The 22,076-nt window shown below is 51.0% G+C and carries 21 protein-coding genes, 5 tRNA genes and 2 other RNA genes; 10 read left to right on the top strand and 18 right to left on the bottom strand.

The features are described 5' to 3' along the window. Nucleotides 1–90: 90 nt before the first annotated feature. The gene (gene mdoH, locus C5523_RS10190) at nt 91–2,619 is read right to left on the bottom strand and encodes a glucans biosynthesis glucosyltransferase MdoH (RefSeq protein ID WP_071195456.1); all 2,529 of its coding nucleotides are present in this window, start codon (nt 2,617–2,619) and stop codon (nt 91–93) included. Further along, nucleotides 2,612–4,147: a glucans biosynthesis protein MdoG gene (gene mdoG, locus C5523_RS10185; RefSeq protein WP_103245499.1), complete on the bottom strand. Its 1,536-nt coding sequence runs from the start codon at nt 4,145–4,147 to the stop codon at nt 2,612–2,614. Before mdoG ends, mdoH begins: the two co-directional genes overlap by 8 nt. Nucleotides 4,148–4,420: 273 nt before the next feature. Here mdoG and mdoC point away from each other — a divergent pair, with 273 nt between their 5' ends. Further along, nucleotides 4,421–5,569 carry a glucans biosynthesis protein MdoC gene (gene mdoC, locus C5523_RS10175; RefSeq protein WP_108701056.1) on the top strand — a complete coding sequence of 383 codons (1,149 nt, stop codon included), beginning with the start codon at nt 4,421–4,423 and terminating at the stop codon, nt 5,567–5,569. A gap of 19 nt (nt 5,570–5,588) precedes the next feature. On the opposite strand, the gene C5523_RS10170 is transcribed toward mdoC, so the two are convergent. The 6 genes from C5523_RS10170 to csgB form a co-directional block, all read right to left on the bottom strand. Beyond that, entirely contained in the window at nt 5,589–7,073 is a 1,485-nt protein-coding gene (locus tag C5523_RS10170) for a phospholipase D family protein (protein WP_108701055.1), read from the bottom strand. 229 nt (nt 7,074–7,302) lie between these two features. Then, complete coding sequence (ymdB, locus tag C5523_RS10165) at nt 7,303–7,851, bottom strand: O-acetyl-ADP-ribose deacetylase (RefSeq protein ID WP_108701054.1); 549 nt, start codon at nt 7,849–7,851, stop codon at nt 7,303–7,305. 104 nt (nt 7,852–7,955) lie between these two features. After that, nucleotides 7,956–8,267, bottom strand: a complete 312-nt coding sequence (locus C5523_RS10160; protein WP_079496414.1) for a type 1 fimbrial protein — start codon at nt 8,265–8,267, stop codon at nt 7,956–7,958. A 158-nt stretch (nt 8,268–8,425) separates the two neighbouring features. Then, the gene (gene csgC, locus C5523_RS10155; protein ID WP_107222881.1) at nt 8,426–8,755 is read right to left on the bottom strand and encodes a curli assembly chaperone CsgC; all 330 of its coding nucleotides are present in this window, start codon (nt 8,753–8,755) and stop codon (nt 8,426–8,428) included. Nucleotides 8,756–8,811: 56 nt separating this feature from the next. Continuing rightward, a complete protein-coding gene (gene csgA, locus C5523_RS10150; protein ID WP_041851773.1) occupies nt 8,812–9,255 on the bottom strand; it encodes a curli major subunit CsgA in 444 nt (147 codons plus the stop codon). Between the two features lie 40 nt (nt 9,256–9,295). Beyond that, the gene (gene csgB, locus C5523_RS10145) at nt 9,296–9,751 is read right to left on the bottom strand and encodes a curli minor subunit CsgB (protein ID WP_041851774.1); all 456 of its coding nucleotides are present in this window, start codon (nt 9,749–9,751) and stop codon (nt 9,296–9,298) included. Nucleotides 9,752–10,516: 765 nt separating this feature from the next. Between csgB and csgD the strand changes: the two genes are divergently transcribed. From csgD to csgG, 4 genes are read left to right on the top strand one after another with little or no spacing between them, the layout of a single operon-like run. Beyond that, nucleotides 10,517–11,167, top strand: coding sequence for a biofilm master transcriptional regulator CsgD (csgD, locus tag C5523_RS10140; protein WP_041851775.1), 651 nt, complete (start codon nt 10,517–10,519; stop codon nt 11,165–11,167). A 4-nt stretch (nt 11,168–11,171) separates the two neighbouring features. Then, nucleotides 11,172–11,561: a curli production assembly/transport protein CsgE gene (csgE, locus tag C5523_RS10135; RefSeq protein WP_108701052.1), complete on the top strand. Its 390-nt coding sequence runs from the start codon at nt 11,172–11,174 to the stop codon at nt 11,559–11,561. Nucleotides 11,562–11,587: 26 nt separating this feature from the next. Beyond that, nucleotides 11,588–12,001, top strand: a complete 414-nt coding sequence (csgF, locus tag C5523_RS10130; RefSeq protein WP_041851777.1) for a curli production assembly/transport protein CsgF — start codon at nt 11,588–11,590, stop codon at nt 11,999–12,001. Nucleotides 12,002–12,027: 26 nt separating this feature from the next. Beyond that, nucleotides 12,028–12,864, top strand: coding sequence for a curli production assembly/transport protein CsgG (gene csgG, locus C5523_RS10125; protein WP_041851778.1), 837 nt, complete (start codon nt 12,028–12,030; stop codon nt 12,862–12,864). Nucleotides 12,865–12,899: 35 nt separating this feature from the next. Here the strand turns inward: csgG and C5523_RS10120 are convergent, their stop codons facing one another. The 4 genes from C5523_RS10120 to ghrA all read right to left on the bottom strand — a co-directional run bounded on the left by C5523_RS10120 (nt 12,900) and on the right by ghrA (nt 15,822). Next, nucleotides 12,900–13,382, bottom strand: a complete 483-nt coding sequence (locus tag C5523_RS10120) for a DUF1097 domain-containing protein (RefSeq protein ID WP_125124331.1) — start codon at nt 13,380–13,382, stop codon at nt 12,900–12,902. Between the two features lie 103 nt (nt 13,383–13,485). Next, a complete protein-coding gene (locus C5523_RS10115; RefSeq protein WP_108701051.1) occupies nt 13,486–14,040 on the bottom strand; it encodes a molecular chaperone in 555 nt (184 codons plus the stop codon). A gap of 20 nt (nt 14,041–14,060) precedes the next feature. Beyond that, nucleotides 14,061–14,798 carry a phosphatase gene (locus C5523_RS10110; protein ID WP_041851781.1) on the bottom strand — a complete coding sequence of 246 codons (738 nt, stop codon included), beginning with the start codon at nt 14,796–14,798 and terminating at the stop codon, nt 14,061–14,063. Between the two features lie 85 nt (nt 14,799–14,883). After that, a complete protein-coding gene (ghrA, locus tag C5523_RS10105; protein WP_041851782.1) occupies nt 14,884–15,822 on the bottom strand; it encodes a glyoxylate/hydroxypyruvate reductase GhrA in 939 nt (312 codons plus the stop codon). Between the two features lie 271 nt (nt 15,823–16,093). Between ghrA and C5523_RS10100 the strand changes: the two genes are divergently transcribed. From C5523_RS10100 to C5523_RS10085, 4 genes are all read left to right on the top strand, one after another. Further along, nucleotides 16,094–16,181 (top strand) — tRNA-Ser (locus C5523_RS10100). Between the two features lie 232 nt (nt 16,182–16,413). Then, a non-coding RNA gene (locus C5523_RS10095) (RtT sRNA) lies at nt 16,414–16,549 on the top strand. A 554-nt stretch (nt 16,550–17,103) separates the two neighbouring features. After that, nucleotides 17,104–17,191 (top strand) — tRNA-Ser (locus C5523_RS10090). 48 nt (nt 17,192–17,239) lie between these two features. After that, nucleotides 17,240–17,375, top strand: a non-coding RNA gene (locus C5523_RS10085) — RtT sRNA. 455 nt (nt 17,376–17,830) lie between these two features. On the opposite strand, the gene C5523_RS10080 is transcribed toward C5523_RS10085, so the two are convergent. From C5523_RS10080 to uvrY, 6 genes are all read right to left on the bottom strand, one after another. Further along, nucleotides 17,831–17,917 (bottom strand) — tRNA-Leu (locus C5523_RS10080). A 12-nt stretch (nt 17,918–17,929) separates the two neighbouring features. Then, nucleotides 17,930–18,003: transfer RNA gene (locus C5523_RS10075), tRNA-Cys, on the bottom strand. Nucleotides 18,004–18,055: 52 nt separating this feature from the next. Beyond that, nucleotides 18,056–18,131, bottom strand: a tRNA-Gly gene (locus C5523_RS10070). A 149-nt stretch (nt 18,132–18,280) separates the two neighbouring features. Then, entirely contained in the window at nt 18,281–18,829 is a 549-nt protein-coding gene (gene pgsA, locus C5523_RS10065; protein ID WP_041851800.1) for a CDP-diacylglycerol--glycerol-3-phosphate 3-phosphatidyltransferase, read from the bottom strand. A 56-nt stretch (nt 18,830–18,885) separates the two neighbouring features. Beyond that, nucleotides 18,886–20,718, bottom strand: a complete 1,833-nt coding sequence (gene uvrC / locus C5523_RS10060; RefSeq protein ID WP_041851801.1) for an excinuclease ABC subunit UvrC — start codon at nt 20,716–20,718, stop codon at nt 18,886–18,888. Then, nucleotides 20,715–21,371: a UvrY/SirA/GacA family response regulator transcription factor gene (uvrY, locus tag C5523_RS10055; protein WP_041851802.1), complete on the bottom strand. Its 657-nt coding sequence runs from the start codon at nt 21,369–21,371 to the stop codon at nt 20,715–20,717. Before uvrY ends, uvrC begins: the two co-directional genes overlap by 4 nt. Before the next feature lie 463 nt (nt 21,372–21,834). Between uvrY and C5523_RS10050 the strand changes: the two genes are divergently transcribed. Then, nucleotides 21,835–22,059: a DUF2594 family protein gene (locus tag C5523_RS10050; RefSeq protein ID WP_071196383.1), complete on the top strand. Its 225-nt coding sequence runs from the start codon at nt 21,835–21,837 to the stop codon at nt 22,057–22,059. Nucleotides 22,060–22,076: the final 17 nt, after the last annotated feature.

Here is a 22,076-nt window from a genome sequence, read left to right as displayed (position 1 = left end):
CCACAATGACTATTCTCACTGACTACCTCACATACATTATTTACGTAAAAAAATACCGGCCCTGGGGCCGGTATTTTCCTTAATGTCGGCTTACTTTGTTTTCAGGGCAAGCGGATTAAGCTTCACATCCTGATAAAAGTTAACCCAGGAGAGATATCTCTCAGGCGATGCCCATACGCGGTAGTGCATGCGCGCCATAGTAACCGGGTCACTCAGCAGCACCAGACGACGGTCACGGGTAAGCTTGTCCGGGGTCTCGTTCAGCGCCTGCTCAACGTGACGCTCACGGGCGATCTCCAGAATATGCCCGCTACGGTGACGTGCCGTTGCCATTGCCGTTGCCAGCGCGTTAAACGACGGGTTGAACACCGCGTGCATAAAGCCATCTTCCAGTGAACGGCCGCGGTTCAGTTCCAGATACTTGTCGGTATCGACCAGCACCTGCGGCGGAGAGTACTCCTCCGGGATCAAGAACAGTTTCCAGCGTTTAGTACGCAGGCCCGTCGTTGAACGACTGGAAATGACCGACACGAACGGAGAGAGGATCAGCGAGAAGACGATCGGCGCCAGCCAGAACAGGAAGCGCAGATCCAGCCATGCCATACCCACTGCCCATACCAGCCCCAGCAACAGCTGAGAACCGTGGCGCATGAAGGCTTCGCCCCATGGAGTCGAATCATCGTCACGCTGCGGTGAGTTCCAGACCACTTCCCAGCCGAGGAATGCGCTGACCACGAACACCGTGTGGAACAACATACGCACCGGCGCCAGCAGTACAGAGAACAGCACTTCCAGCAGCAGGGAGAGCGTCACCCGCACAAATCCACCATACTCTTTCGGCCCTTTGCACCACACCAGAATGATACTCAGCAGTTTCGGTAAAAACAGCAGGACCATTGTTGAGGCAAAGAGCGCGATAGCCAGTTCAGGGCGCCACTGCGGCCACACCGGGAAGAGCTGACGCGGTTGCAGAAAGTACTGTGGCTCCGTTAATGCATGTACCACCTGCAGTGCAGTCGACAAGGCCAGGAACATAAACCACAGCGGCGCGGACAGGTAGGACATGACCCCCGTCAGGAACACCGCACGGTGTACCGGGTGCATCCCCTTGACGAGGAACAGACGGAAGTTCATCAGGTTGCCATGACACCAACGGCGGTCACGTTTAAGCTCATCAAGCAAGTTCGGCGGCAGTTCCTCGTAAGAACCTGGCAGGTCATAGGCAATCCAGACGCCCCACCCCGCACGACGCATCAGTGCGGCTTCCACGAAGTCATGCGAAAGAATCGAACCGGCAAAGGAGCCTTCACCCGGCAGCGGTGCCAGCGCACAGTGCTCGATAAACGGCTTCACGCGGATAATCGCGTTGTGACCCCAGTAGTGCGATTCCCCCAACTGCCAGAAGTGCAGTCCCGCGGTGAACAGTGGGCCATACACGCGTGTCGCAAACTGCTGACAACGTGCGTAGAGCGTATCCATACCAGAGGCTTTCGGCGATGACTGAATGATACCCGCGTTCGGGTTCGCTTCCATCAAACGCACCAGCCCGGTCAGACAATCACCGGTCATCACGGAGTCGGCGTCCAGCACCACCATGTAACTGTACTGGCTACCCCAGCGACGGCAGAAATCATCGATGTTACCGCTTTTACGTTTCACACGACGGCGGCGACGGCGGTAGAAAATTTGCCCTTCGCCCTGCACCTCGGCGATCAATTCCATCCAGGCTTTCTGCTCGGCAACGCAGATGTCCGGGTTGTAACTATCACTCAGGATGTAAACGTCGAAATGCTCACCGTTACCGGTCGCTTTAACCGACTCCCAGGTCGCACGCAGGCCCGCAAAAACGCGATCAACATCTTCGTTACAGATAGGCATGATCAACGCAGTACGGTGCTCAGGATTGAGCGCCTCATCACCGACAGTGGAAGCGGAGATACTGTATTTATCCCGCCCTATCAGCAACTGTAAGAAGCCCATAAGCGCGGTCCAGAAACCGGCCGACACCCAACAGAACAGGACGGCGAACAGAATAAGGATGCCGGACTGCAGCACATACGGCAGTAGCTGCATAAAGGAAACCCACAGATTCTGACCCACCATGTCCGACGGGTTAATCAGCGCCCAGCCCTGGTAAGGCAGGATGGTCTTCATGTACCAGGTAGCGACCACGGTTTGCGACAGGGTCAGCAGCAACAGGATGTAACGGCGAATAGAACCCACCGTACGCCATTTTTGCTCGCTGGCCTGCTCTTCTTTCGTTAAACGCGACATATAGCGCGGCTGAACATCGCGACCGCGCAGCCGATCCCAGAAGCGCCCAAGCGGGTTCGTTCTCCATGGATCAGGGAACATTGATGAGCGCTTCGCTTTTGGCATCGCCTCCAGTTGTGTACGCCCTTCATCATCTTTAACGAGTTGACCTTTCGCGAGGGAATCAGGCCAACTGTGTTCAAGACGCGCTTTCACTGAACCCAGCGGCGAATCATCATCACGAGTCCAGCTATGACGTTCCTCGTCCAGGGCTTCATGCACGGCACGAAGACTCTCTGTCGGCAGCGCTGCCTTTTCCGCATCCGGAAGCGGCAGCGCGTCGATATACTCAGTTGTCTTATTCATTGGAAGGTAGCTGATAGCTCCAGGTTTCACTCAGGGTCTTGTCACCATTGACCAGCGCGGCACGCATATCGGTGGTTTTCTTCGGATCTTTAACCTTGACGCGCAGCATTAAACGCCAGCCTTGCGTGACAGGATTATAACGAACGGTGTTTTCAACGATTTCGCCATTATCACCGATACTAGCCTGCGCGGTGACGGGGGTGTCTTTCGGCAGTTGCTTCATATCCTGACCGGTGAAGTCCACCACAAAAGCCTGTGTGCCATCCGGCTGACGAATCAGGTTGGATTGTTTGACATCGCCAGTAGAGCGACGGGTCTGCATTACCCATGCGTTATCAGGCGCGTGCAGCTTGTCTTCATCGCGGCTAAAGGTGATGGTGTATTTGAAATTCATCTCTTTACCCGGTTCCGGCAGTTGATCCGGCGTCCAGTAAGTGACGATATTATCGTTGGTCTCGTCGTTGGTCGGAATTTCCACCAGCTCTACCTTCCCTTTACCCCAGTCGCCTTTCGGAGTGATCCAGGCGCTCGGACGCAGGTCATAGCGGTCATCAATATCTTCAAAACGGGAGAACTGGCGACCACGCTGCAGCAGACCAAAGCCCTGCGGGTTTTCCATGGCATAACTGCTTACCGCCAGGTGTTTCGGGTTATTCAGCGGACGCCAAATCCACTCGCCGTTTCCGGCCAGCATCGACAGGCCGTTGGAATCATGCAATTCCGGACGGTAGTTGGTTGCCGGTGATGGCTGAGACGGCCCGAACAGGAACATACTGGTGAGCGGCGCTACGCCCAGTTTGCCCACTTTGTCACGCAGATAGACTTTAGACTGCACGTCAACGACAGTATCGCGCCCTGGAATGATCACAAAACGATAGGCGCCCGTCGCGCGCGGAGAATCCAGCAGTGCAAAAATGGTCAGGCGTTTATCCGTCGGTTTTGGACGTTCGATCCAGAACTCTTTAAAGTGAGGGAACTCCTCCCCTGACGGTAGAGCCGTGTCGATCGCCAGACCACGGGCGGAAAGACCATATACCTGGCCTGCGCCAATCACACGGAAGTAGCTGGCACCCAGCATACTGACGATTTCATCGTTTTTATCTTTATTATTAATGGGGTAGAGGACTTTGAAACCGGCAAATCCGAGATCTTTGACCGTGTCTTTATCGTGCTGCACATTGCCAAAGTTAAAATAATCCGGGCTGTATTTAATTTTGCGAACAGCGGTGGCAGTCACTTCATTGATAGCAACCGGCGTGTCGAAGTACATGCCCTGGTGATAAAATTCAAGCTTAAATGGGGTATTAATGGCGTTCCAGTAGGCCTTATCATGGTTGAATTGAATCTGCTGATAATCCGCATATTTCATCTCACGGAATACGGACGGCAGATTGCTCTTTGGCGCTTCGTAACCTTTGCCTGCTAAGGATTGTGCCTGTTTTGCGACATCGTCAATGGAAAAAGCCCAGCCTGATGACGTATAAAGTGACAACAGTACCGCAGCACCCAACCAACGCATTTTCATCATTCGTAATTTAGGTTTCATAATAACTAAGCACTTCCCCCTTTGTGTGCTTAAATCGATCCGATCCATTTTAATGGAAACTTTGGCATTCCGACAACTGAATCCCCGCTTTGTTCAGCGCGCTGGCTCAGTGAATAAGCAAATGAAACTAACCCTTTATCGTTTTGCGTACTTATCCTGGAGACAGTCTATCGGTCATAGTGTAGGGTTGATTAGGAATGTAATCATTATTTGTCTTATGGATAAGACGAAAAGTCTGAGAGTTAAAGGAGTCATATGAGCAGAATACCCGCACAACGTGAATATTTCCTTGATTCCATCCGCGCGTGGTTAATGTTGCTTGGGATCCCTTTTCACATTTCGCTGATTTATTCGAGTCATATGTGGCACGTGAACAGCGCGCACCCCTCATGGTGGCTGACCTTGTTCAATGACGCGATCCACGCCTTCCGTATGCAGGTGTTCTTCGTCATTTCCGGCTACTTCTCTTATATGCTTTATCTGCGCTACCCGCTACAACGCTGGTGGACGGTACGCGTCGAGCGTGTTGGCATCCCGATGCTGACCGCCATTCCTCTGCTCACGCTTCCGCAATTTATTATGTTGCAATATGTCAACGGACGCGCGCAGGACTGGCATACGTTATCGCTGTACGACAAATTTAACACCCTGGTGTGGGAATTGATTTCTCATCTCTGGTTTTTGCTGGTACTGGTCGTTCTCACGACGGTCAGCATGTGGCTGTTCCGCAGAATTAAAAGCAATGCGGCCCGTCTGCTCGACAACATTACGCTGGGCAAACTCTCCCTGGCGTTTCTGGCATTCGGCATCATTTACGCGGCATTCCGCCGACTCGTATTCATTATTTACCCTGATATATTGCGCGACGCGCTGTTCAATTTCGCCGTCATGCAATCGCTGTTTTATATTCCCTTTTTCCTGCTGGGCGCGCTAACCTTCATTAATCCGCGCCTCAAATCGCTCTTTATTAACCCCTCCCCTGCCTGTTTTATTGCTTCGCTTATCGGCTTTGCCGCCTATCTGCTGAATCAACACTATGGCAGCGGTGATGGCTGGATGTATGAAACCGAATCGGTGATTACCATGCTGCTGGGTTTATGGATGGTGAATGTGGTCTTTTCGCTGGGTTATCGCATGCTGAATTTCCAGTCTGCCCGCGTGAGCTATTTCGTTAACGCATCGCTGTTTATCTATCTGGTACATCATCCGTTAACGCTGCTGTTCGGTGCGTGGATAACCCCACACATTCACTCAAACTTGCTTGGATTCACCACCGGCCTGGTGTTTGTCATTGGTTCTGCGCTACTGCTCTATGAAGCGCACCTACGTATTCCGGTGCTGCGTTTCCTCTTCTCGGGTAAGCCGGAAGGTAAAACCAGCAACACACATGCGACAGCGCGTTAATCGAAGAGTGGCTGCCTAATCAGAGTAGCCACTCAACCGGCAGGCGTGACGCCAGCCGTACCAGCATCCGTTGCCAGAACCGCGTCTGCGGTTCTTTTTTCAATACCGTCTCCTTGCCGTTTTGCAACGCCACCCAGTTAATACGTCCCCAGCGATCAAGGCGTAGTTGCCAGGCTGCCGCACGCTGACTACGCAAAAAACGGTGATGAATCCGCTGCGCCAGATCGGCACTGTCGATCACAAAACCCATCTCGGTGTTCAGCATGGCCGAGCGCGGGTCAAAATTAAACGATCCGATAAAGACCTTTTCTCCGTCGATACTGAATGTCTTGGCATGCAAACTGGAGCCGGAATTCCCGGTGAGCCCACGATCATGGACCGGGTGTGCCTCATCACGGGTTGGCTTAAGTTCATACAGTTCTATTCCGTGGCGAAGCAGCTTCTTGCGCCAGCGCGCATAGCCCGCATGAACCACTGAGACGTCGTTCGCCGCCAGAGAATTGGTAAGAATAGCGATACTTACACCTTTGCGCGCCAGACGAATAAGCTGGGCAACCCCCCGACGTCCTGGAACAAAATAGGCCGAGATAATATCCACCTGCCGTTGCGGCGTACCCATCACATTATTCAGACGCTCCGGTAACAAGGTATGCGTACGTGCTTTTCCCTGCCCTTTACGCGGGTCATCGCTCAGTAGCCGGGTTTTCGCCCAGACTATGGGGAGCGTCCCGGACTCGAGCTGACTGGCAAAAGGGGTAGATTCCAGCTTGTTCCGGTAGCGCACTGCGGTGATATCCTGATACCAGGCCTCCGGCAAACGGATGCGCCCGGCGATCTCTTCGCGTGGCAAATCCAGTACCGCATGCAGCGGCGACACGGACTCAGAGTGCCAGTAGCGGGAAAAATCCTCGCTGACATCACGTACCACCGGGCCTATCGCCATAACATCAAGGTCGGTAAATAATGGCTCTTCCCCAGCGCCAAAATAGGCATCTCCGACGTTGCGGCCACCGACCAGCGTCACCACACCATCGGCAGTAAAGCTTTTATTGTGCATACGACGGTTGAGGCGAGCGAAATCGGTAAGATATCCCAGCGCTCGTAACGTGCGAAATGAGAAGGGATTGAACAGGCGAACCTCAATATGCGGATGGGCGTCAAGCTGGCGTAAAACATCATCCATGCCAAGCGTATTGTTGTCATCAAGCAGCAACCGGACGTGAACACCGCGATCCGCGGCCTCCAGAAGCGCAAGTAACAGTAGCCGCCCGGACATATCATCCTCCCAGATGTAATACTGCACATCCAGGGTTCGTTGGGCCATTTCCGCCAGTCGATACCGCGCCACAAAAGCATCCAGGCTGTCATCAAGCGCCACCAGCCCGCACAGGCCTGGGTGGGCCGCGCACAACGGCTTGACAGCGCGCCCCAGCCGCGTATCTGGCGGCGGGGTCGCAGGCTCTTGCGAGGGGAAATCAGGTTCATCGAATATTTTTATTGTCATAGCTGTCAAAGTATATCTGCCCGCGCCGCGTCTGGTGGGGTAGATAATCCGAAACGCATCGCTGCAGGCGTTCTACGCCTGCGTTCGTTAACAAGAAAATGGGCAGGTAAAAGGAAAAGTATCGCGGCGATGCGCTGGCCATCCCATTTTCCATAAAGCGTGGCTATCCAAGCTGCATACCATGACCAGAATGATTTTCGTAAAGGCGATAATTAGCAACCTCGGCATCTTATCCGCCGGCATTCGTCTGCGTTCCACGCTGTGTCAGCAGTCGCCGATACAACCCGGTGTTTTCGTCATCAAAGCAGACGAACACCACCCGACGTATTTGCGGATGGTCAGCCAGAAATGCCTCGACGGTATTGACGGCGATTTCTGCGGCGGCGGCTTTCGGATAACCATAGACGCCAGTGCTGATCGCCGGGAAAGCAATGGATTCGTAGTTATTGGCTTCGGCCAGCATCAGGCTGTTGCGATAGGCATCTTCCAACAGGTGAACATCATGGTCATCTCCGCCATGCCATACCGGACCGACAGTATGTACTACGGCTTTTGCGGGTAACTTTCCGGCGGTGGTGATCACCGCATGCCCAGGCGGACAATCCCCTTGCTCCTGACGTACGCGCCGACAGGCCTCCAGCAATGCCGGACCAGCCGCCCGATGAATAGCACCATCCACCCCACCACCGCCGAGCAGTGATGAATTCGCCGCATTAACGATAACATCCACGCTGACGGTGGTGATATCCCCCTGAATAACCTGCATTATCGCTTGCATGTTTCTGCCTCGTGGCTTTCTCTTCTCTCAAGTGTAGCGCAGCCGGGTATGAAAATTGATCAGGCCCAGTCTGCATTATTTCGCACATTGAGCCTGTAAAAAGATCAGTTATAGGTGATGTCCATTACAGCCAGCGTATGCGCGGGGTTGAGGTAGTTGATTTTCATCGTCACAAGGTTGTCGAAGCCACTCTGCTCCTGGGCAAGGTTTTTCAGGGAGAATTGTTGAGTTTTCGCCTGTCCCTGGCGGTCACAGGCTACCGTCGCACGATGGGCGTCGACACGGACATCACACGGGGTTTCGACAACAGCCCCTTCAAAATAGATAACACCGCCGGTCGCCGCTATCGCAACAGAGCTGCATACAGCGGCACAGAAAAGGGCTGCTGGAATAAGCAGCATATGTGAAGTTGACATATATACCTCAATAATGAGTGGTCTTTGCAGGTGGTGAGAGGGGCACCGCGCAGACACCTTTTAAAACAATATGTCAACTTTATGTATACATTAATTAATCAAATTTAACAGCCATGAAACAAATTATTTTTCAGAGAAACATTCATTAAATGAATAGGTTACAGCGTTTGCTGTGATGTCCAGCGCTGAGACAAATTCACTGACTGGCCATCCGTAACGGTAACCACGATGTCGACATTATCCTGCGCTTCAATATTCATACTTAAGCGCATCAACGATGTCGGTTGATTTGCGATAAATTGAACCGTCTTGCGTTGCTGGGTGCGACTCTGGCCGCCCTCCCCCTGTCGCGTTGCCAGAATCTGTACCTGACAGAGGCAATTTTCAGTGAGTAAAACCTGTGGGGTAATCGTGTACATATCGCCGACGCGGGTCGTGTCGAAAGTAATCTGGCTGGACAGCGCGGCAAGTAATAACAACGTATTCATAACGCCTCCCAAAAAGAAACAGGGCCGTAGCCCTGTTTCTTCAAACGATATGTCTGTTAGTACTGGTTGGCAGTGGCGTTGTTGCCGAAACCAACCTGATGAACGTTTACGGTAGAGCCAGAAGCAGTCTGGTTGACCAACGCACCATTGCCGCCACCATACTGGCTGACAGAAATTGTAGAGTCTCTGCTGTTCCACTGGTCAATGGTTGCGCTGTTATGGAAACCGTTTTGTGACAGGCTGATAGTGCTGTCATCAGAACCCTGACCAACATCAGCACCGTTGCTTGAGCCATTCTGGCGAATTGTCGTTGTAGAATCGCGAGCATCGGATTGCAGTGCCAGCGCGGAGTTGCTGCTACCGGTCTGGTAGATGCTCAGTTCAGAATCCGGACCGCCATAGTTATGGCCGCCATGACCTGAGAACTGCGGGACGCTGCCTGCAAAAGCACTGGCTGAAACGACGATCGCTGCTACTGCTGCCACTTTGAAAAGTTTCATGGTAAACCCCCATCGGATTGATTTTAAAGCCACAATGGCATCAACGTTGTATAACGCGTATGTCCATTTGCGACTGTCTCTGGACAACGACTGCTGTTTTCTGTGTACCGTACTGAGTAATACTCGCCCTGTTACCCGACCCTTTTTGGATAATCATTGCGGTGTTGCCGTAAGCGCCTTGTGTAATATTCGCGTCATTAGCACTGCCTGACTGATCGATATATGCAAGGTTATATGCTCCTGACTGGTCAATTTTTGCCGAATTGCTCCCGCCGTTCTGGGAAATAACTGACAATAACTTCGAGCCAGTTTGATTAATTTGTGCGTTATTATTTGCACCGGATTGACCAATAATGGCCGCTTTATTGTAGGCAGCGGCACTTAATTCATTCACCGCCAGGTTATATTCCGAACTTGCCATATCATAACCTGTAGCGGCGGCGAACCCAGGTGCACCCAGCATTGTTAACATCATAAATAACAACTTGTTTTTCATGTTGTCACCCTGGACCTGGTCGTTTATTAAAAAAGAGTTTAAATATTCGTTCCGCTGGCGATAACACACTCAATTAATTTGTTAACGCTGCGTTACGGAAATCAGTATGGTCAGGTCGTAAAATAAAATATCTCACCCGCGATTCGTATTTTTTACTCCCTAATTAATACCAAAGTATGAATATTCGTATTGTTACAGTCAGGCGTATATAGAGAGCGTATTTAAACCATTTTAAACAGGCGGGTTTGCTTATAACAATTTGGTTGTAACGAGGTAATCAGTAAGTATGTTCTGCGAAGGAGATAACATTTCTTCGTTCGACCTTCACAATGCCTCCTTTTTTTCGATGCACAAATTGGACATCATCCCTCATACCAAAATCTTTGTTATGGTATGAATGATGCTACTTTTTAATTACTAGAAATATAATTAAAATACAATGACATACAATAATTTGTATGATTTTTTAAATTTGTGCAAGTATGATTTCGTGTACAACTTACCTATCAAAAATAAACAATAAAAAATCACTTGAGAAATATTTTAATATTTATTTTTACATTACGTTACATGTTTAACACTTGCTTTAAGAATGGCAATGACTAGATTGGAATTAGCAGCACTCATTTAGATTTATTAATTTCCCTTAATTGTTAGGGATTAAGTATTTATTACTACACACAGCAACACAACATCTGTCAGTACCTCTGGTTCCCCACCTTTTTGGTGGGGAAGCTGCGGATGTCCTAAACGCGGGGTTTCATCATGTTCAGTGAAGTCCAAAGTTCGTACAATCATGCATTGTTGTTAATTACCAAACCCTCTCTGCAGGCAACAGCCTTGTTGCAGCATCTGAAACATTCTCTGTCGATGACAGGAAAATTGCATAATATTCAACGCTCTCTGGATGATATCCCCAGTGATTGCCTGGTGTTATTCGATATGATGGAGGCGGATAAGAAAATCATTCAATACTGGCAGGACGTTTTGTCCAGAAAAAACAATAACCTAAAGTTATTGTTAATGAATACGCCTGATGACTATCCGTTCCGTGAAATCGAAAACTGGCCACATATCAATGGGGTATTTTACGTCTCGGAAGACGAATCCCGCATGGTTGAGGGATTACAAGGGATCCAGCGCGGCGAGTGTTACTTTTCACAAAAGCTTGCCAGCTACTTAATTACCCACTCTGGAAATTATCGTTATAGCAGTTCGGAGTCGGCATTGCTGACCCACAGAGAAAAAGAGATTTTGAATAAGTTGCGCATTGGCGCATCCAACATTGAAATCGCCCGCTCTCTGTTTATTAGCGAGAATACGGTAAAAACGCATCTTTATAATCTTTTCAAAAAGATAGCGGTTAAAAACCGAACTCAGGCAGTCTCCTGGGCCAACGATAATCTCAGGCGTTAACGCCATGAAACGCGCATCGCATTACCTTGCGGCAGCAACATTATTGCTCGCCGCCGGGAATCTGCACGCTGTCGAAGTGGAGATTCCCGGTTTATTAACCGACCATACGGTTTCTTCGATCGGACACGATTTTTATCGTGCTTTTAGTGATAAATGGGAAAGTACCTGGACAGGGAATTTAACTATCAATGAAAGACCAAGTGCTCGCTGGGGAAGTTGGATAACCATCACGATTAATCAAAGTGTTGTTTATCAGAATTTTATGTTCCCAACGCGGCGCGATTTTGAAAAGAACGTTGATATTGCACTTGCACAGACACACGAAGCACTCGACCGTCGCCAAATTGATCAGGCACTACTGAGCACCCGCGATTTAGCGACAGATGAATTCTAAAACACGATAAATATCCGGAGGGTAACATGCGTATCGCATATGCCGTCATTTCATTAATGTTGATAACACCATTAAGTTGGGCGGGACAAATGACATTTCAGTTCCGTAATCCTAATTTCGGTGGCAACCCTAATAATGGCGCTTTTTTATTAAATAGCGCACAGGCTCAAAACTCTTATAAAGATCCCAGCTATAAAGATCTTGGCGTTGAGAGCACATCAGCGCTTGATAATTTTACTCAGGCTATTCAATCACAAATACTGGGTGGGTTATTAACAAATATAAATTCCGGTAAACCAGGTCGAATGGTAACCAGCGACTTTATTGTTGATATTGCCAACAAAGATGGACAGTTACAATTAAATGTAACTGACAGAAAAACAGGCAAAACGTCGACTATTCAGGTTTCAGGTTTACAAAACGGTTCTACCGATTTTTAAAGCATCGCCATTACAGGACAATAATCATGCAGCGCTTATTCATACTTCTGGCCGTGTGTTTATTAAGCGGATGCTTAACTGCGCCGCCAAAACAAGCCGCCAAACCTACGTTATTACCTCGGGCACAAAGCTACAGTGATTTGACACATTTGCCACTGCCTTCCGGTAAAATATATGTGTCGGTGTATAACATTCAGGATGAAACCGGGCAGTTTAAACCCTATCCGGCCAGTAACTTCTCGACCGCCGTTCCGCAGAGTGCGACCTCCATGCTGGTGACGGCGCTAAAAGATTCACGTTGGTTTGTTCCACTGGAACGCCAGGGGCTGCAGAATTTACTGAATGAGCGCAAAATCATTCGCGCGGCGCAGGAAAATGGCACGGTTGCAATTAATAACCGCTTCCCGCTCCAGTCATTGACCGCAGCAAATGTCATGATTGAGGGCTCGATTATCGGTTATGAAAGTAACGTGAAATCGGGGGGCGTTGGCGCGCGATATTTTGGTATAGGTGCGGACACGCAATATCAGCTCGACCAGATTGCCGTTAACCTGCGAGTGGTCAACGTGAGTACCGGGGAAGTGCTTTCGTCAGTGAATACCAGCAAGACTATTTTGTCCTATGAAGTGCAGGCCGGGGTATTCCGCTTTATTGATTATCAGCGTCTGCTGGAAGGCGAGGTGGGCTACACGGCTAACGAACCGGTCATGCTTTGCCTGATGTCAGCGATTGAGACAGGGGTGATTTTACTGATTAACGACGGTATCGACCGTGGGCTTTGGGATCTGCAAAACAAGGCAGAAAACAAAAACGAAGTGCTGGTTAAATATCGCGAGATGGCGGCGATGCCTCCGGAATCCTGATGGCAAACGCAGAAAAAGCGTGACGGGTTAAATCGTCACGCTTTTTTTTGTTCTTTTGTCATATCACCAGCGTTACGGGCTGCGAGCCACAGGCCGCTGTTTTTCATGGCATAACCAAACAACAACCCGACCACAAGCGAAGGCACTATCATGCGCCAGTCGCCCTGCCCCGCAAATGTCGCGCACGCGCCAATAAAGGTACCCGGAACGAAAGAAAGCAGCAGATTTTTCGCCTGGGCACACATCAGAAACGCCACCAGCCCGGTCATGACATACCCTACAATCTCAAGATGCGGAGCCAGCGCGCTACCGTGAATAATTACCAGCGCCCAGGCCACCCCGCTCATTAACGTGCAGGCAGAGATTAACAGGCCTTTAAGGCCACCTTGCGGACAGGCAAAGTAGGCGGTACAGCCAAGGAATCCGGCCCAGCCGATCAGACCGAGAGAGACGGCAACCCAACCCCAGAGACCGGAGAGAATACCTGTTGTTAATGCAATAGAGAGGAGTATGTTCATGGCGCGCATCTTAGCAGATACGCACCTTATTTATGTGACAGGAGACGCAATAATTGCAATATCACACTTCCAGTTGCATATTAAATGTGATTAAAATCACACTTTATTCCTCTGCGGATTCCTGCAACTCATCCCACATGGCAGAGAGAGCATCACGCGTCAGCGGCGCCATAGTACGCCAGAATGGGGTAGTCGCATGCGCTTCCACCTTACCGAGGAAGGTGCCACACCACGGCAGCAGATATTCTGCAAAGAGCGTTTCCAGCACTTCACTTTCATCTTCTGCTGACTGATCTTCAAGCCAGGAGGCGGCCAGCAGCAACGTGCCAAAATGGTCCGCAGGTGCGTCTGTCAGCGGCATACCGCGAGTCGAGAGAAATGCTCGCACTTCGGCTTCCGTAGCCCCATCCACCCATGCGCTGCGATACGGGGAAACGCGGCACTCGTTGCCGACAAACAGCGCGTTGAAATCAGCGGCCAACCCCTGCGCGTCACAATTCTTTTGCAGACGCTCCAGCATTTCATCCTGCTCCAGCGGCCAGTTTTGCGCCAGCTTCCCTTCACGTATGAGGGTATAGAGCGGCACGAGTAAGGGATCCTGTGGCTGACGATAAAACAGTGAACCCAGTACGCGGCAAAGGATGGAAAATTCGTTCATGCAATGATTCCAGTGGCTAATTAAAAGTCGGCAAATTCAGTAATGGGCGTCATTCCGCGCGCTTCAAGGAAGCTCAGCATCCGGCGCGGTGTGACATTCAGAATACGATCTTCCGGGAAGTCGACCTCATCAAGGATTTCACGGCACTGCGCAAATTCACCCAGCGTAAATGCTGTATGCGAGTCGGAACCCAGCGCAACCCATCCGCCCGCATCACGCACGGCGGCAGCAATCGCACGGCAATTCGCTTCACTGCCTTTCCGCGAATGAAGGAAAGAGGAGTTGTTGATTTCCAACGCCACGTTGTACTTCGCGGCAGCAGCGGCAATCGCCGGGATGTCCACCGGATATTTTGGATTACCCGGATGGCTGATGATATGCGCATAACCATTCGCCATTGTCGCAATCATCGCCTGAGTATTGGTGTCTTTATCCTGTGGGGCAAACACCGGTTCGTGAAAACCCGCAATGATCAGATCGAGCGACGTCAGCATAGGACCGCTACAATCGATTTCCCCTTCAATATTTTTGATGTTGGCTTCAATGCCGCGCAGAATGCCTACGCCATCCACAACGCGTGGCCAGATACGCATGTTAATGAAGTGCCAATGGTGCGGCGCATCATCCATATCTGGGCCATGATCGGTGATAGCGAAAAGCTTAATCCCTTTATGCTTTGCTTCGGTAATGTAGTCTTGCAGGGTGCTATAGGCGTGGGTGCTGGCGACGGTATGCATATGCAGGTCAACGGGATACATGAAACTCTCCTGTAGTTGTTTGTGCAAGGATAGCAGTTATCGCCGCCATTTTTAATGAAAAACCCGGTCTGACACGCAAGTGTCATTAATAACCGCGAAGGCGATCGACACGACCTTTCACCCTTTCGCCACGTTCAAGTTTGTCGATTGCTGTAGCAATAAAAGCAATGGCCTCATCTGCACGGGTGGTGGCCGCAATATGTGGCGTCATGGCAACGCGGGGATGCGCCCAGAGCGGATGGTCGGCTGGCAGCGGCTCGCGGCTAAAGACATCCAGCATTGCTCCTTTCACTTTGCCGCTATTAAGCGCCTGCAGAAGATCGTCTTCAACAACGTGAACACCGCGCGCCAGGTTCATAATATAGCTATTGTCCGCCAGTTGGTTTATCACGCTCAGGTTAATGAGCCCCACCGTTTCTGGGGTGTTAGGCAGTAAATTTATCAATACGCGTGTTCCGTGCAGAAACGCGCCAAACTCTTCCGCCCCTGCAAAACTGACCACGCCCGGCAGATCTTTACGTGACCGACTCCAGCAGCGTAGCGGAAAACCCCAGGCGTTCAGGCTGGCGGCCACTTTCGCCCCCAGTATTCCGGCGCCAAGGATGCCAATGGTAAAATCTTCGCGCCGATATTCCTCCAGCTCCAGCCACCTGGCCTGCTGTTTTAATGCCTGGTAATCATCAAACCGACGGAACCAGTGCAGTACCTGGCTCACCGCATATTCCTGCATCTGCAATCCCATACCAGTATCTTCCAGGCGAAATAGCGGGATGTGTTGCGCCAGCATTTCCGGATGCGCCTTGAGCTTACTCAGAATAGAGTCGACGCCTGCCCCCAGCGCAAACACCCCTTTGAGCTCACGACCGCGTAGCATTTCAACAGGCGGATGCCAGACCAGCGCATAATCGGCAGGGCCATCATCACCCTCGCGCCATTCACGTACGTTCGCGCCGGGTAATGCCTTGCGCAATGCTGGCAGCCAGGCGGCGGGATCGAAGGTCGGGTGATAAAAGATAATCTCCATTTCTGCTCCAGATTGATGGTGTTGTTTCCCGGTAAATGTCGGGTTTACTTGCCGTTTTGTTAGATGATTATGTTCACACATCACCTTAGCAAATATCACTGAAAGTCTTCATAAAAGTGTTTCGCGGGGAAAAAAGCCAGTTTCAGAACATTTAAGAAGCAAGTTGATTGAAGTTTGTCTAAACGCGCTAATTTATTGAAAAAGAAGATTGACGGAAGTGCCGGTTTTCCCTACATTAGCGCCCGTCCCGACAACATCGGGAAGACAATGTGGTGAGGTGTCCGAGTGGCTGAAGGAGCACGCCTGGAAAGTGTGTATACGGCAACGTATCGGGGGTTCGAATCCCCCCCTCACCGCCATCATTTCAGATAAGAGCCAGTACGAAAGTACGGGCTTTTTTCTTTTTATAGTCTCCCATATCAGGGGGGATGAGAACCCCCGACCGGGTTCGACAACCGGCGCCAGCCGGGTGGACAGATGACGAGCCTGCGAGGAAGCTGCCCGCAGGGCGAGCGAAGCGAGTCAATCCCCCCCTCACCGCCATCATTTCAGATAAGAGCCTGTACGAAAGTACGGGCTTTTTTCTTTTTATAGTCTCCCATATCAGGGGGGATGAGAACCCCCGACCGGGTTCGACAACCGGCGCCAGCCGGGTGGACAGATGACGAGCCTGCGAGGCAGCTGCCCGCAGGGCGAGCGAAGCGAGTCAATCCCCCCCTCACCGCCATCATTTCAGATAAGAGCCTGTACGAAAGTACGGGCTTTTTTCTTTTTATAATCTCCCACACCAGGGGGGGATGAGAACCCACGACCGGGGTTCGGCAACCGGCGCCAGCCGGGTGGACAGATGACGAGCCTGCGAGGAAGCTGCCCGCAGGGCGAGCGAAGCGAGTCAATCCCCCCCCTCACCGCCATCATTTCAGATAAGAGCCTGTACGAAAGTACGGGCTTTTTTCTTTTATAGTCTCCTACCGGGGGGATGAGAACCCAATGAAAGTTCAAATGCCAGCAATGTGCTTTTATTTCCCCTCGCCCCTATGATCGGTTCAGTGCGCACCGTTATCCGGTAGCCCGAATAAGCGCCAGCGCATCCGGGGGAAATCAGACAACCGGGCCTGATACCACAAGACGAATCTGCGCATTGCCAGCCATCATTTCCCTGCCGTTGCTCATACCTTAAGCGAACAATCATCAATACCGAAAATATGCTTGACCGTTTTAGCGCAACTCCCTATAGTAGCGCCCCGTTGCCCCCCCAGTGGTGTGGCAGCAAAACAATGTGGTGAGGTGTCCGAGTGGCTGAAGGAGCACGCCTGGAAAGTGTGTATACGGCAACGTATCGGGGGTTCGAATCCCCCCCTCACCGCCATCATTTCAGATAAGAGCCTGTACGAAAGTACGGGCTTTTTTCTTTTATAGTCTCCCATACCAGGGGGGGATGAGAACCCCCGACCGGGTTCGACAACCGGCGCCAGCCGGGTGGACAGATGACGAGCCTGCGAGGAAGCTGCCCGCAGGGCGAGCGAAGCGAGTCAATCCCCCCCTCACCGCCATCATTTCAGATGAGAGCCTGTACGAAAGTACGGGCTTTTTTCTTTTATAATCTCCCAATCTGGAGGGAGGACGCTGCCCTTTCCAATTCTTAAGTCTCTGGGAATTGATGGCAATGGAATGCTGAACCCGCAGATCTCCAGCGGATCCTCTGAGTCTTCGCAAGCAACTAAAACGCAGCAGCACATCGTTGCCCATTTTCAGTGAGTTGATGTCGTCAGCTATGGACGCTTTCATCTGGCCGCCAAACTGCGGCCAGAGGACACACCTCAGGCAACAATAGAAGAAAAGTGAAAACTGTTACTGTTATCGGGGATCAGAAAACGTGAATGGCTACGCGGTCAGGGGAAAACCACCTTATGCCGCATCTTCGGAAAGGAGTGTATAAAAACAAAAAAACCACCCGGAGGTGGTTTCACGACACTGCTTATTGCTTTGATTATACTTATCTTTCCCATGGTACCCGGGGCGGGACTTGAACCCGCACAGCGCGAACGCCGAGGGATTTTAAATCCCTTGTGTCTACCGATTCCACCACCCGGGCTCGGGAAGAAATTGGAGGCGCGTTCCGGAGTCGAACCGGACTAGACGGATTTGCAATCCGCTACATAACCGCTTTGCTAACGCGCCAGATTCTTCAGGCCTTTCGACCAGCACCCGCAATATGCCGATGCTTGTAAACTGGAGCGGGAAACGAGACTCGAACTCGCGACCCCGACCTTGGCAAGGTCGTGCTCTACCAACTGAGCTATTCCCGCAATATCAAGTTTTGTTCTAATCACTTGATTTTGTTATCTTCTGGCGAGCTACGCTGCCGTCTGATGCGATGCATTCTACTTACCTGACGCACTGAGTCAACGATATTTTTCAAAACCCGGATCGTTTGCTGAAAATTAACGCGAAACGATCACTGTTCAAGCAAATCTCCGCGTGCCGCGTTCAGGTATTGCAACATCGACCACAATGTCAGTACCGCAGCAACCAGGAACAGACCAATCCCCGCCCACTCTACCCACTCGTTTGGACGCCACAGCATCCAGACCAATGCAGTCATCTGCGCGGTCGTTTTCACTTTACCGATCCAGGAGACGGCAACACTGTTGCGTTTCCCCAGCTCCGCCATCCATTCACGCAGGGCCGAAATAATGATCTCACGGGCAATCATAGTAGCCGCCGGCAACGTCACCCACCAGGTATGGTAATGCTCTGCTACCAGCACCATTGCGATTGCGACCATTACTTTGTCCGCTACCGGGTCCAGGAATGCGCCAAAGCGCGTGCTCTGGTTCCAGCGACGCGCAAGGAAGCCGTCAAACCAGTCGGTTACGGCGGCAACCAGAAAAATCAGCGCGCATGCGAACGAAGCCCATTGAAAAGGCAGGTAAAATGCCAAAACAAAAAACGGGATAAGTATGACGCGAAACAGGGTAAGCAACGTAGGGATATTAAATCGCATAATGACGGTAACTATCTGTTGTCAGTAAATTTTGACCCTATGTTGCTACAGAGCCCTTAATGTTTCAACGAGTAGTAGATCTTTTCTGCCAGACCTTGCGAGATGCCCGGCACTTTTGCAATTTCTTCAATGCTCGCATTCAGCAAACCCTGCAGACCACCCATGTACTTTAACAGCATCTGGCGGCGTTTTGGACCAACACCTTCGATGGTTTCCAGCGTACTGGTATTCTTCACCTTTGCCCGCTTTTTACGGTGGCCGCTGATGGCATGATCGTGCGACTCATCGCGAATATGCTGAATCACATGCAGTGCCGGGGAATCTGGCGGAAGACTAAACCCTTCGCCTTCAGGTTCAAAGAATAAGGTCTCGAGCCCCGCTTTACGGTCTGTTCCTTTCGCCACGCCCAACAGCAACGGATGATGTTTATCCCATGGGACGTCGAGTTCGGCAAATACCGTTTTGGCCTGCCCTAACTGCCCTTTCCCACCATCAATCAAAATCACATCCGGAATTTTGTTCTCTTCAATCGCTTTCCCGTAACGACGACGCAACACCTGATTCATGGCGGCGTAATCATCACCAGGCGTGATGCCCGTAATGTTATATCGCCGGTATTCCGCACGTACCGGCCCGTTGGCATCAAACACCACACAGGACGCCACCGTCTGCTCACCCATCGTATGGCTAATATCGAAACACTCCATACGCTTCACTTCCGGCAATTTGAGCAAGGTCGCCAGCGCGGTCAGGCGTTGATGGACGGTCGACTGCTGCGACAATTTCGTACTGAGCGCCGTCGCGGCGTTCGTACGTGCCAGCTTCAGATAACGCGCCCGATCGCCGCGCGGTTTGGTCTGCACGTTAACTTTGCGTCCGGCAAGCTCAGACAACGAATCCGCCAACAGCGTTTTGTCATTGAGGTTGAAATCAAGCAGGATCTCACCTGGCAGCGTGCGCATCTGGCTTCCCTGCAGGTAAAACTGCCCGACAAAGGTTTCCACCACCTCGCCAAGTTCAGTACCATTCGGCACTTTCGGGAAATAACTCCGGCTACCCAGCACCTTGCCCTGACGAATAAAGAGCACATGCACGCAGGCCATGCCAGCATCGAACGCCACGCCGATCACATCCAGATCGTCCCCGGTATTGGAGACAAACTGTTTTTCGGTGACCCGGCGTACGGCCTGAATTTGATCGCGAATACGCGCCGCCTCTTCAAATTCCAGCGCCTGGCTGGCTTTTTCCATCCGGGTAATCAGTTTCGTGAGCACCTGATCATCTTTACCGGCAAGGAACAGCCGCACATAGTCCACCTGCTGTGCGTACTCCTCTTCGCTCACCAGCCCCGCCACGCAGGGGCCAAGACAGCGGCCAATCTGGTATTGCAGACACGGACGCGAGCGGTTGCGATAGACACTATTTTCGCACTGGCGGACCGGGAATATTTTCTGCAAGAGCGCCAGGGTTTCCCGCACAGCATAACCATTAGGAAACGGGCCAAAGTACTCCCCTTTAGCGTGCTTCGCACCACGGTGCATCGCCAGGCGCGGGTGGGTATCACCGCTTAGGAAAATAAAAGGATAGGATTTATCATCGCGCAGCAGCACGTTGTAGCGCGGCTGATAAAGCTTGATGTAGTTGTGTTCCAGCAGTAACGCTTCCGTCTCTGTATGGGTTACCGTGACGTCAATCTGCTGGATCTGTGCAACCAGCGCTTCTGTCTTTCGCGAGGCGAGATTGCTGCGAAAATAACTGGAGAGGCGCTTTTTAAGATCTTTTGCTTTGCCTACATAGATAACTGTGCCGCCGGTGTCATACATTCGGTAGACACCCGGCTTGCTGGTTACTGTCTTGAGAAAGGCTTTTGAATCGAAAACTTCATTCACTGACTTGCTAACGTCTCCGCATTGCACAGACCATGGCGAATCGCCAGGTGAGTCAGCTCCACGTCACCATGAATGTTCAATTTACTGAACATGCGGTAACGATAGCTGTTCACCGTTTTGGGGCTGAGATTCAGTTGCTCAGAGATCTCATTGACCTTCTGACCTTTAGTGATCATCAGCATAATCTGCAATTCGCGTTCAGACAAACTCTCAAACGGTGAGTCGGTTTTTTCCGGTTCAATCTGACTGAGAGCCATCTGCTGAGCAATGTCGGACGCAATGTATCGCTGCCCGGAATGGACGGAGCGAATCGCATTGACGACTTCCTGCGGGGCAGCGCCTTTGCTGAGATAACCTGACGCGCCAGCTTGCATTACTTTCGCCGGAAGCGGGTTTTCTGTGTGAATGGTAAGCATGATGACTTTGGTGTCGATATTAGCGCGCGCAATCTTGCGTGTGGCTTCAAGGCCACCGATGCCCGGCATGTTCATGTCCATCAACACAACGTCGACAGAATGCGCCCGGCACCATTTTACGGCATCCTCGCCGCAACAAACTTCGCCAGAAATTTTTATGCCTTTAATATCTTCGAGAATGCGTCGTATCCCTGCGCGCACCAGTTCGTGGTCATCAACAAGAAGTACGTTGATCAATGGAATATCTCCAGAAAAGGGATGACGCTGCTGCAAGCTAATTCTTCACATACTAACGGTTTTTGCTGCGTTAATGAAAGTTAAAAAATGCCACTCATTCGATTTCGGTCTCGTTTTTGGAAATTAACCTGTACATTTTGTGGAAACTTTCACACCCCGCGCCATATCAGGTTTGCGAGTTTAAAAGTACTTTTCGGAAAGCTGCCTGAGCGCACAGTTTTATTCTGATGGGGAATTTAAAGCGGCACTTTGTAACAATAATTAACCGTCACTCTACCTCTATTAAACATATATTTTGCCTACACTATTCAAATTAAATATATGGCTAATGTTTAATTTAATAAACCAGACAGCGGGTACGTGCAAAAAACAACCACTGCTATTTTTCCCCTGGCTTGTGGTATACTCCGCCGCTTTGACATTCACCGTCACGCTAAGCACGGTAACTTAACGAGGTAAATAAATGAGCACACCTGATTTTTCCACTGCTGATAATAACCAGGAACTGGCTCAGGAAGTCTCATGCCTGAAAATGATGATCACGCTGATGTTGCAGGCTATGGGACAGGCCGATGCAGGTCGCGTCATCCTTAAAATGGAAAAACAGATCGCAGCGCTGGAAGATGAAACCCAGGCGGCGGTGTTCACCAACACGGTGAAGCAGATCAAACAGGCTTATCGCCAGTAAGTGAATCCGGCTGGCAG

This window comes from Phytobacter sp. SCO41 (assembly GCF_003073275.1).
Classification (GTDB): Bacteria; Pseudomonadota; Gammaproteobacteria; order Enterobacterales; family Enterobacteriaceae; genus Phytobacter; species Phytobacter diazotrophicus.
The sequence above is the reverse complement of the archived record's forward strand: the minus strand, read 5'-3'. Positions and strand labels throughout refer to the sequence as shown.